Source organism: Bacillus sp. FJAT-42315, assembly GCF_002797375.1.
In the GTDB taxonomy this organism is placed as follows: domain Bacteria; phylum Bacillota; class Bacilli; order Bacillales; family Domibacillaceae; genus Bacillus_CE.
The window spans coordinates 388,228-398,505 of the sequence record NZ_KZ454941.1 but is presented as its reverse complement, the minus strand read 5'-3'; the positions used below and the strand labels follow the sequence as shown (position 1 = coordinate 398,505).

10 protein-coding genes are annotated in these 10,278 nt (G+C 38.2%); 3 read left to right on the top strand and 7 right to left on the bottom strand.

Going from position 1 to position 10,278, the window contains the following annotated elements; genetic code table 11:
• Window positions 1–235, bottom strand: a 235-nt coding sequence (locus tag CEF22_RS01930) for a bifunctional DNA primase/polymerase (RefSeq protein WP_198508003.1), incomplete at its 3' end; no start/stop codon positions are given.
• Between the two features lies 1 nt (window position 236).
• Window positions 237–422 (bottom strand): hypothetical protein, encoded by a 186-nt coding sequence (locus tag CEF22_RS01925; RefSeq protein ID WP_100401519.1) that lies wholly within the window; start codon window positions 420–422, stop codon window positions 237–239.
• A 129-nt stretch (window positions 423–551) separates the two neighbouring features.
• Between CEF22_RS01925 and CEF22_RS18395 the strand changes: the two genes are divergently transcribed.
• The 3 genes from CEF22_RS18395 (at window position 552) to CEF22_RS01910 (ending at window position 4,065) form a co-directional block, all read left to right on the top strand.
• A complete protein-coding gene (locus CEF22_RS18395) occupies window positions 552–1,553 on the top strand; it encodes a LexA family transcriptional regulator (protein WP_157843132.1) in 1,002 nt (333 codons plus the stop codon).
• Between the two features lie 1,064 nt (window positions 1,554–2,617).
• The gene (locus CEF22_RS01915; RefSeq protein WP_198508002.1) at window positions 2,618–3,595 is read left to right on the top strand and encodes a tyrosine-type recombinase/integrase; all 978 of its coding nucleotides are present in this window, start codon (window positions 2,618–2,620) and stop codon (window positions 3,593–3,595) included.
• Window positions 3,592–4,065, top strand: coding sequence for a hypothetical protein (locus tag CEF22_RS01910; RefSeq protein ID WP_100401517.1), 474 nt, complete (start codon window positions 3,592–3,594; stop codon window positions 4,063–4,065). Before CEF22_RS01915 ends, CEF22_RS01910 begins: the two co-directional genes overlap by 4 nt.
• Window positions 4,066–4,129: 64 nt before the next feature.
• Here CEF22_RS01910 and CEF22_RS01905 read toward each other — a convergent pair whose 3' ends face one another.
• The 5 genes from CEF22_RS01905 to CEF22_RS01890 form a co-directional block, all read right to left on the bottom strand.
• Window positions 4,130–4,318, bottom strand: a complete 189-nt coding sequence (locus CEF22_RS01905) for a hypothetical protein (RefSeq protein ID WP_100401516.1) — start codon at window positions 4,316–4,318, stop codon at window positions 4,130–4,132.
• A 44-nt stretch (window positions 4,319–4,362) separates the two neighbouring features.
• Window positions 4,363–4,518: a hypothetical protein gene (locus CEF22_RS18390; RefSeq protein ID WP_157843131.1), complete on the bottom strand. Its 156-nt coding sequence runs from the start codon at window positions 4,516–4,518 to the stop codon at window positions 4,363–4,365.
• Window positions 4,515–4,709: a hypothetical protein gene (locus tag CEF22_RS01900; RefSeq protein WP_100401515.1), complete on the bottom strand. Its 195-nt coding sequence runs from the start codon at window positions 4,707–4,709 to the stop codon at window positions 4,515–4,517. Before CEF22_RS01900 ends, CEF22_RS18390 begins: the two co-directional genes overlap by 4 nt.
• Before the next feature lie 558 nt (window positions 4,710–5,267).
• Window positions 5,268–6,326, bottom strand: coding sequence for a hypothetical protein (locus CEF22_RS01895; RefSeq protein ID WP_100401514.1), 1,059 nt, complete (start codon window positions 6,324–6,326; stop codon window positions 5,268–5,270).
• 1,035 nt (window positions 6,327–7,361) lie between these two features.
• Window positions 7,362–10,202, bottom strand: coding sequence for a hypothetical protein (locus tag CEF22_RS01890; RefSeq protein WP_100401513.1), 2,841 nt, complete (start codon window positions 10,200–10,202; stop codon window positions 7,362–7,364).
• Between the last annotated feature and the right edge of the window lie 76 nt (window positions 10,203–10,278).

Sequence of the window (10,278 nt, the reverse complement as noted above, 5' to 3'; positions counted from 1 at the left end):
CAATGACAATACAATTTGAGATACGACCTGTTAAAATTCCAAGATTTTTATGAGCAAAGCTAATTCGTTGACCATTTTCGTTAGTTATACCGAATTGAATTTCTTGTTCTGTCAAAGGTTGTAAGTGAAAAAGGCTTGTCCATCCTTTTAAAATTGGACGTTTCCCTGTGAGAGGCATGACAGTAAAGCCTCTGCGATGGTAAGCAAGTGCATGTTGAATCGTCTCATCGTGCATGCTAATTACGCTCCTTTTTTAACTTAACTTGTTCAATGGCTTGCATGATGCGCTGTTCGTCTTCTTTAGAAAGAGGTTTTCTAAGTAGTCTATATAAGGTGTTTTCGTGAACTTTCATCTGATCAGACACTTCATACGTAAATATATTTGCATCTTTAATCAGTTGACGAAGTTTTGTATTATTCATTTATTCACCTCCTTTAGGTTCACACAACTTCGTTGACTTTGTTGTGTGAACAAAATCAACAACCACTATTACATCATACATGATTTTTTTTTGTTCATCAACTATCTAATAAAGTGAGGCGTATTTTTTTTGCAAAGGTATCATGAAATTCTAAAGAAATACATTAGAGAAAGTGGCTTGAGTTTAGATGAAATATCCAAAAGATTAGAGCATAGCGGCTTTTCAACCAAAAAAGCTTACTTAAGCCGACTTCAAAACGGGAAAATTCCCCCTGCTGGGGATGAACTAAATAGGGCATTAGCTTCTATTTTAGATAGAGATGAATATGAGCTAATACTAACTAGTTATCTGGAAAAGGCTCCTCCTGAATTTAAAAAGTTAATAAACGAAAACGAAAATTTAGAAACCTCTCTCGAAAATACCTTAAATACACTATTTCAAAATGCACCTCCACACCTATGGCTATCTGAAGAGGATACTAACGCTTTAATCGAAGAAGGATTTAACCCTTACGATAAAGACACCTTCATGAAGCAAATAAAAAGTGACTTAGGTTTACTGGACAAATGGAATTTATATACAAAAACAACCAAATATGCGAAAGTATACCAGGAAATTACCGACGATGAATCAATAAACCTTCTTGTAGATTTGCCAAATTCACTGGAATCTACCCGAAATTCTTCTAAGGCTAACAGCAAAATTAATGATTTCTTTGAAAACATTAAATGTAAAGAAAAAAAGGTTGTTAACATTCCTTATTTAAAAAACATTTATGCTAGCCATACCTACGTTGAAGAAGATGTTTTAGGGTTTGAAACTATCCCAAAAGATATATTGCCTAATAACAAAGGATTTATATTATCTGTACCTGATGAAAGTATGAATGTTGATGGCATAAACATCGGTGACAAAGTTTTAATTAACTTTGAAAGTGAGGCACCTTCCACTGATATTGTAATAATCGCCGTGGAGGATCAACCAGCAATTATCAGTAGAGTCCACTTTCACGACGATATTTGTATTATTCGTCCTAGTAATCCTTCTGTTCCTTTAACGGTTGTCAATTCAAATAAAGTTAGTATATTAGGAAAAGTAATCGAAGTATGGAAACGAATAATAATAAGATAAACTAATCGAAACTTTGGATTTAATGTATTTATTTTATATGACATATTTGCGTTAAACTTTGGTGCCTTATACTATTCTAAAGTGTCATTTTCTATAAAATCCGGTGACACTTCATCTTCTCAAAAACTTTGATTTAACGCACTTTGTGACACCTGTGACGATTGTGACGCTATTTGTCGCCTACTCTTTATATATACATATATATGTATATATTGTTAACAATAAAGATGTCATATTGTCACAAAACTTGCAATACCAACGTTTCTTTGGAAATCAATCGTCACATATACTGTCATTAGTCGTCACAACTGTCACAAACTCTTTAATTCTTTACAAGTTCAATGCTCTATCGTATACTAGCGTTAGATTTACTTACTTTTTTCTTTTTTTAACCAAACTAACAACACCAACAAGCCCCTCGGGTGATTTGAAACAACGCTTTGTTTTGCGTTGCTTAAAAAATCCATTCGAGGGGCTTTTTTGTGTTCATTAACAATCCAATATGCGAAAGGTCAGGACAGAACGTACAAAAGCTGAGTACACTGTCCTTTTTCATGTCAGCTTTTATATATAGTGTTTTCTCCACCTGAGTACCATACAGGAGAAACGAGTCGGAAATGCTGTTGCACGCCGACTGAAAAGAACCAGAATGCAGGCTGCTGAAAAAAGCCGATCGCCAGGGCCAGCGGTTTAGAAATAGCTCAAGTGTAAACTATGACAATTGGAAAATCGGTTTAATTGTTGAAGCTAGAAGCAGAGAGGGAAGTAGTGCGCCCCTCTGCAAAAGGATTTGTACGCACGGCGCCGTATAAGCGGCATCAGTAAAACTGATACGTGTTCGCTGAAGCGCTAAATACGCTACCCAAATTGGGAATCAGCTACTATTTCTTAACGAATCATTTATTCTATCTTCTCCCTTGGAAGAGTGAGACACTTCACTTTATCCTTAGTACTATCAGCTTGGAGAAGAGTTTATATAGTGTAATAGGTGTGAAACCATACTTAGTGCTATTGGGCGAACTATGTCCACTTCACTTATACGCTTGAAAGGAGGTGAAAGATCATTGACGAAACGAAGAGACTGGATACTGACTGAAAAAGAGGAGAAAGTGTACGAGAACCTAAAAAAACAAGCAGAACGATTGCTCCATTTTAAGAAACACCATCAATCTAAAAGAGGAACGGCGAGGTACCGTGCGGGGATTTACGAATTCTGTAAACATTTAGCGATTCATTATAAATCTCAAAATTTCCGTAACATATCAGACAAGCATCTTGAATCTTTTGTGATAGAATCCGTGAAAACAGGAATATCAAGTGCTGCGATTAAAACTGACCTAGCCGCTATTCGCAAACTGCACTCACTTGTATCAAACAGCCGTTACATGCTGACTAGTGATAATTCTAAATTCAACCTTAAAAAAAGAAAAACACGAGGAGTTGATCGAGCATGGACATCTGAAGAAATAGCTAGAGCCAAGCAGCTAGCTAAAGAAATGGACCGAGTCCATATCCTTTGGTCCATTACCATTACCGAATTTTTAGGAACACGAATTGAAGAAGTGACAGCACTGCGCCGTAGCCAACTGAAAAAAGCTGTAAACACCGAGTCACTCCATCTTGTAAACACAAAAGGCGGTATACCAAGGGATGTTCTACTAAATGATGGCGCACGATCCGTTTTCCAAACGATTTTAGCCACTCCATCAATAACCGATACAATCTTTTTTGGTTGGCATGGTCGAACACATGATCAAGCGATGAAATCGATTCAAAACTGGATTGCAAACCATCGAAACAGCTTTATGGAGAACGTTTTAACAAACGATAAGCCCTATCAACAATCATTTGACATTGATGAAATACGACCACGGATTACATTCCATGGCTTGCGTCATACCTTTGCTAGAAGAGAATACGAAAAGCGAATCAAACAAGGGCTTTCATCCCAGACCGCTCGCTTACAAACAGCCGCATTACTTGGACATGGTCGTGATGAAATAACTACAATCTATCTTGGAAAAAAGGAGGACCACTCATGAACGTTTGGCAAGATACACTCGAAGCACTGAAAGCAGAAAACAACATTTTGAACACAGAACTACAAGAATTGAAAGAACAGCTTCTTCTAGCCGAAGAGGACAAAAAACGCCTTCGTGAAGCTGTTGGTGCCTGGCGAAGAAAAGCTCTCGGTAAACATCCAATTAAAAAAATTCGAATGAACGAACGTCACTTCAATGGTCTACACACATTTGAGCTACGACTTAGCCATCTGCCGCGAGACCTCAGCATGGCAGAAGTCATGACCGAACTGAAAGAGCATTATCTAGCTGGTGTCTATCCCTATCAATACTATGGACTATATTTCCACCATAAAGAAGGTTGGATCGTCCGCCTATGCAGCCCACTACACATCGATCTATCTGTTAGACTTGATACAAAAGAAGAAGAATTCCTAAAAATAGAGTCTTATAACGCACAGTATCGACATTTACTTCCCATTGTTAGATGAGGTTGCCGGCTTTATGCCGGCAACTATAGCAAGTTTTAATAAATCTCCTTCAAAGATGAAGCACCTACCGATATAAAAGATGTGCATATTTCTTCCGTAACTCTTCCAAGGTTTTTTCAATTTCTTTTTGTTTATTTTCGACGAGAATAGCTTGTGGAAGTGATGGTTGAACATCACCAGATTTCGATTTACGAACTTGAGAACGAGCATTGGCAATTAATTTTAATCGGAAGTCTTGTTCAAAAGTAGACATGTAAAAATCCCATCCTTTCTCAACATAAATAAGCTCATTTCTGCTTAAACCAACTCAATATTTTCGCCTTTGTCGGATCTTTCGGTCGCTTTCTCAAAGTCCTCAATCTGCTTCTCATACTTTTTCATATTCCTTTTTACACGCTCTTCAATCTCCTGCAAACGAACCGTCACCATCGCGAAATCGATCCAATCGCTCACACATCCTTTTCTATCCTAAGCCATTTCCCTATCTTCTTTCTTCCATCTGGATATTCCTTCACCATATTCCCTTGCTTATCTTGATAGACAATATATGTTCCGTGCTTCCTTGCCTCTTTCATCGCTTCCTCACCTGTCCGCTTCACTAACTCCCGTATCTCCAGCAACGTTTCTCGATCAATTCCTGTCAAATGACTTCATTCCCTTTTTAACTTATTGTAACAAATGACCGAAAAAATAGAGAGCCGAAGTCCTCGACCTTTTGCTTTATCACTTTAATGCAGTCGAGGTCTGACCCTAATTACTATTTTTGCAATCCAATACCACCATTTGAAGGATCTAAAAATTTAAACACGGCAGTTCTACTGTTGTTTAACGGTCAACTGAGCATCATCTTATGCTAACTTTCGGCTGATAAACTCATAGTAATTTAAAGCAATGAGTACAGACCACCTACGCAACAATAGCCATTGCTCAATCAAAAAAAAGAAAACAGCGAGTCGAATTCTCGACTCGCTGTCTGCATTATTTGAATGATTACTGAGACGAGGTACCTATCCCCTCATCCCTAATGTTCTCATACCTTGTATAACAAAACAGCCAACCATCCTTTCAGACAGTTGGCTATTTTGTTCAAAGGAAGAGAGCCGGAGCCCTCGACCTTTTACTTTATCACTTCAATGCAGTGGGGTCTGACCCTAATTACTTGCATTATTTAATTGATTATTAGAACGAGGGAGCTGTCCCTATTACTTTGTAAAAGTAAATGTAACTGAATCAATCGGTGTCAAGCTATCAAATTCACTAGTTGTGTACTGAGTGTCTTTATCTTTACGCACTGGTGCATATAGTTTAACGGTTAACTTGTAATCTCCAGCCATAGCATCTGGTTTAATTGTTTGATTGATGCCAATTTGTCCTGTGTCTCCAACATTAAAGTTCGTACCGTAAATTTCAGAATGCAGACCGTAGAATAAGATAGAACCCGCTCTCGGATCATTTAATGTTTTTAAACTTTGACTACCATTAAAGAATTTTGTTCCTGAATTCGTGATACCTTCAACGCCAGCATCTGCCTGGCTTCTTTGTGACGAACTTCCACCGATAAAATCATGAACATTTGGGCTACCTTGTAATTGTAAGTTAAAGGCACTAAATACATCCGCAAATTTCACAGCTGTCCCATCTGCTTTAGTCAATTCCAATGTATAGAAAGCTCCGTCAGTTGTGTAAGTAAAGGCACTTGTTGGCCAATCCTTCTTTACAAAATCCGTGTTCTCCACACCATTAGAACCGATTTTTTTATTTGCCTTTACCGTGAATGTACTTGCAACGCCAGATGTTAATGCTGGATTCTCTGTTGTTAAGCTAGCGAATTTTGGAACTGTTACATCAACCCCATTACCAGGCGTAACTTGATCCGGTACTATACCAGTAATTTCAGTATTTGCATTAGCTTGTACCTCTTCGATTGTTCCAGCATTATTAATTGTTGTATCTGCTGCATCAACCTTTAGAGTACCAATCTGTGCCCCATCTGCCACTTCTAATTGTGCCTTTTTAGAAACAGTCAAGTTTGGAATATTTCCACCTAGAGTGATTGGAGCCGTTGGGTTCTCGGCATTAATAGTTACATTTCCAATATTATTGCTATTGTTGATAAAACGTGTACCATTAGCGTCTGTAATGTTAATATTCCCTAAAGTACCGTTATTTGTGAATGTTGCGCCAGCCACATCATCAATATTTGTTGTACCTTGAACAGTTACTGTTTGGTCAACGATTACAGAAGCTCCAGGTGTGTTCACTGTCAAATCGCCTGTAATTGTTAAGTTTCTAAGTGTGATCGTTCCAGTTGCATTCCCATTAATCGTAACATTACCATCAATCGTTCTAGTTCCTGTTGCAGGTCCGTAATTAATGGCTGATGCTCCTGTTGCATTTAAAACAATGTTACCTTTATATGTTCCTGATGAAGCATTAATTAATTCTTCTGTGCTATTCCCGTCTTATACCAATCTATCCATTGGCTTTCGGTTCGGGCCTACACCGCACGAGCGGCTTTCACCGCATACGGCGTGCTGTCAGTATTAGTTCAATTATACTAGAATACTTGCAAAAAAAGGAGCAATCACTTTTCAATGATTGCTCCTGATGAAGTTTTCAGTTTAGAAACGAATTTTGGGGAAATAAGTTTCTTCGAGAACTACTACAGACTGGGTTCCTTCGCTCCTACATGTTTTGTCCTTCTCGTATGTTACCATACAAGTCCAAACGGCATGTGATCGTCACTACTATGAACCCGCGGCCATCCTTTCAGCTTCACTGGTGCTGATCCACCTCTTCCGAAAAGACTTCAAACGTTCCGTTATGTCCATCCCTTCTTTTGACAGCCTTAGGTCTCCACTATTCAGGTGTGAGAACGGCTAGTTTAACAGCCAATTACTAACCGCCATTCCATCATTACGGATGGAAGGATGAATGCTGAACTCCTAGCAATCTCGCAACACTCACTACCTCACCCTGCCTGCATGGATTCGTCTACCTGACCATAGCTGCCTTTTAAGGAGCCCCGCCTCAATTTCATGAGTACGTCTTCACCTGACTTAGTCCCTTCCGTGTATCAGCACATCACTGGACCCAGGAGGATTAGGCTCTTACTAAGCGGCTGTTTAGTAAGGATCGGAAATTCTCCTACCAATTGGCACACAACAGTTAGAAAAGAACCTCATGAAAACTGCTAAAATTTCTATGAGAATTCTAGATGTTATTCATGAGGTGTCTTTTCCGCTTACTTCGCTAGTTCATAACTAACTTATAAAGCAACGTTTCGTTTAGTTTTATTAAGGAGTAACTACTTTGAATTTAACAGTTACAGTTTGACCATCTAAAATATAAGTAGCTGTAAATGTGTCATCAGCGCCTGCATTTTGAATATCAACTGTGTCAGTACCATTCTTAGCAACTGTCAAGTTAGTAGTTGGATCTGTATTATCTTTCAAGTTTGTAACAGTAATTTTAGGTGTAGGAGAAGAAACTGCCACTCCGTACTGATCAGTTACTTTCAGAACTGCTTTTAATGCCGCAGAATCATCATCTGTACCTAAAGCAGTAGTAGCAACTGTAGCTGCACCGTTTTTCACAGCATCTGTGAATTCAATTTTATCAGCTTTTGGCGTCACTTTAGAGATTTTAACATCTTGTGTAAGAGTTACTGGTGTTTCAGCACCATCCACTACTACCGTTACTTTTGATGTTACTTCATTTTTGTCTTTAAAGATATCGTTGTCAGTAGCATCATACTTTGCGTTAAGCTTTCCAGCAGCATGATTAACAGCATTTGTATCAGTAATTACTGTGTAGTAGTTAGACGGTAATTGAACTTTAGAGCCATCTGCTTTTACACCATAAACTTTAAGATCGCGTTGGTGTGTTGTTTCAGCACCATCTGCATATAAAACATCTACTGTGCCAAGCTCATAAGATTCGAATGCAGCTTTTTCTACTGTAGAGAAAGCTACTTTCAATGGGCTAGTAGCAACATCTTTGAACGCATAGCTATTATCATCTTGTTTTTTAGACTCTTGCAAAGTAAATGTTACATCTTCTGAACCTTTAGCAAGTCCAGTAATAGTGATTTTAGCGTCATCAGCATCAATTTTACCAGCTACGCTTACTGCTCCACCATTACCATCTTGTGCAACAATTTGGTACTTGCCTTCAGCAGCTGTTCCTGCTAGTTTTCCTTTAAGATCTACTGTACGTCCATACTCATCTTTAACGACGATGTTTTTCAAACCAATAGTTACTTCACCATCTTTAGCTACAGATGTTGTTACATCTTTTAATGGCTCAATTGTAACAGGAGCTGCAGCTTCTACAACATTAAGGTTAAGTTGAGATACTTTTCCGTTGAATGAAGCAATAATAATTTTTGTACCTTTTGCATCTGGTTTGTACTCAAGATAAGCATCACCATTTGCATCAGCTTTGATTTCAGGCTTATTAGCACCGTATGTTCCAGAGAACTCAACAACACCTGTTAGGTCTTTAGCTTTTGTAATAGCTTTGCCATATTGGTCAGCAGCTGTGAAAGGAATTTTCACTGTATCACCAGCAGCCACTACTTCAGCAGGAGCTGTCATAGAGAATGTCTCTAGTTTTGGTGCTGCTTTCACTCCCACTTCGTATTGGGATACTTTTCCAGTAGACTTGGAAATAGCTGTGATAATTGCTTTTCCGCCGTTTACAGCATTGTCACCAAATTGTAAAGTCAAACCAACTTGATTTTTGTCTTTTCCTTGATTATCTGAAGCAGTTGTAACTTTAATTAATGATTCATTTGATGATGTGAATAAGATATCCTCATTTACATCAGTTGCTTTTACAACATTACCGTATTGGTCTTTTGCTTCGATAAGAAGTTTATAATCAGAAACTGTTGAGTTACCAACTAATTCTTTTCCATCAGCATGATAAATTTCTTTGAAAGCAACAGTATCTGTAACTGCTTCGTTAGTAACTGTTACAGTACCAGTTACTACTGTATTAGTAGTTGCATTAATACCTGTTACAACTACTTTGTCTCCTACCTTTAACTCAGAACCTTTAGTGATAGTTAAAACACCATCATTATTATCAGCTGCTGTAAAGCCTGTAGGAGCATTCCAATCAATGTTTACTGCTAACGGAGATTTCGTAATATCTTCACCATATTGGTTTAGTACACGATATCCAGCTGTTGCTGTTGAAGCAGCAGTTTTTGGAGCGTTCTCGCTTAATAATTCAATTTTTGCTACTTTTTCATTTTCAACTTTAACTGATCCTGAAAGTTTTTCTTCAGTTAAACCTGTTACATTAACTGTATATTCACCTTCAAATAATTTGCTAGCTAGTTCAAGTTGAACAGATTTGTTGTCAGCTGATACTGTTGCTTTAGCAACATTCACAACTGCAGAGCCTTTTTTAACTTCGAATTTAGCTTTAGAAGAATCAAATTCTTTATTGAAAGTTACTTCAATAGTTTTAGCATTAACCGCTTTTACACTCTCAACTGAAGGAGCTGCTTCAAGCTTAGCGATTTTTTCAACTAAAGCGTCAACTTTTGCTTGTAATTCTGTTACGTCAGCGCCAGCTTCTTTAGCTGCTGCAACTTTAGCTACTGCTGCTTCAACTGCTGCTTTGTCTTCAACTTTTACTTCTTCAACAGTTGGAAGAGCTGCTACTGCTTCTTCAGCTGCTTTAAGTAATTCTTCTGCTGGAGCTGCTACTTTATCACCAGCTGAGATTGTTCCGTCTTCGCCAATTGCTGCTTCATAAAGCTCTACATCTTGTGCAGCGCCTTCTGTGTCAGCAAGAACTTTAAGAACATCTTCTTGAGTTGGGTTTGAACCCGCTAATGATGCTTTTGCTGCAGTGAAGTCAGCAAGTGTGTATACAACATCGTTTGCTTTAACGAACTTAACAGCAGATCCTTCGATTTTGCCAGCTGCTTTCATTTCTACGAAATCTGCAGCTGAGATTTGTACTGCTTTACCATCGATTTCAACAACATAGTGAGAGATCTCAAGTGTAGCTTCTGCAGGTGTTTCAGCTGAAGCGACTGCTGCTGGAACGATTGCAGATGTCGTGAATGCTGCTGCTAAAGCTGCTGTTGACAATGCTTTTAATGATTTCTTTGCCATGGTTAATCGCACCTCTTTAGTTTAATTTTATATTTAGAACATGAGAGGTAACTTGTATCTCTCATGTTTTTCATCT

Excerpts from the sequence above, each read along its gene's own strand:
- CEF22_RS01890 (WP_100401513.1), bottom strand. The coding sequence starts at position 10,202 with ATGGCAAAGAAATCATTAAAAGCATTGTCAACAGCAGCTTTAGCAGCA.
- CEF22_RS01905 (WP_100401516.1), bottom strand. The coding sequence starts at position 4,318 with ATGTCTACTTTTGAACAAGACTTCCGATTAAAATTAATTGCCAATGCT.
- CEF22_RS01925 (WP_100401519.1), bottom strand. The coding sequence starts at position 422 with ATGAATAATACAAAACTTCGTCAACTGATTAAAGATGCAAATATATTT.
- CEF22_RS01910 (WP_100401517.1), top strand. The coding sequence starts at position 3,592 with ATGAACGTTTGGCAAGATACACTCGAAGCACTGAAAGCAGAAAACAAC.